The 848-nt window shown below is 65.4% G+C and carries 1 pseudogene; it reads left to right on the forward strand.

The annotated features are described in order from the left end of the window. Positions 1-848, forward strand: a pseudogene (locus tag AB3X89_RS39985) (IS21 family transposase); the annotation flags it as partial.

Genomic DNA, 848 nt, shown 5'->3' on the forward strand with positions numbered 1-848 from the left:
GACAACGCCAAATGCGCGATTACAAAGGCGTGTATGTACGATCCCGAGGTACAGCGCTCGTACGCCGCGCTGGCCGAGGGGTACGGCTTCCGGATCGATGCATGCCCTCCACACGATCCTGCAAAGAAGGGCGTCGTCGAGGCCGGCGTCAAATACATCAAACGATCCTTCTTGCCGCTGCGCGAATTCCGCGATCTCGCCGACGCCAACCGTCAATTGCGCGACTGGGTGATGCAGCAGGCCGGCACGCGCGAGCACGGCACGACGCGCGAGCAGCCGCTTGCACGTTTCGCCATCGAGAAGCCGCTGCTCGCCGGACTGCCCGATGTGCCGCCGGTGCTGGCCGTATGGTGCGAGGTCAAGGTGCATACCGACGGGCACGTCGTCTACAGGAAGGCACTGTACTCGGTGCCGTTCACTCTCGTCGGCAAGCAGTTGTGGCTGAAGGCGACCGACACGGTCGTACAGGTGTTCCACCGCCATGAACTCGTCGCGACCCATCCGCGGCTGCGCACGCCCGGCGATCGCCACACGGTGCGTGACCACCAGCCGCCTGAAGCGCAAGCGTGGCTCGAGCACGATCCACAGTGGTGCCTGGCGCGGGCAAAGGATATCGGGCCGGCCTGCCACGCGCTCGTTCTCGCGATGTTCAACGACAAGGTGCTCGTCAACCTGCGCGGCGCGCAGGGCGTCGTGAGGCTTCGCGAGAAGGTCGGCGATCAACGGCTGGAGGCTGCGTGCGAGCGTGCGCTCGTGTTTGCCAGCCCCAGGTACCGCACCGTCAAGACGATCCTCGACAAGGGTCTGGACAGCCAGCCCACTGCAGCACCAGCGCCGACGTCTGCCGA

It is taken from the genome of Paraburkholderia sp. BR14320 (assembly GCF_040948665.1).
Classification (GTDB): domain Bacteria; phylum Pseudomonadota; class Gammaproteobacteria; order Burkholderiales; family Burkholderiaceae; genus Paraburkholderia; species Paraburkholderia youngii.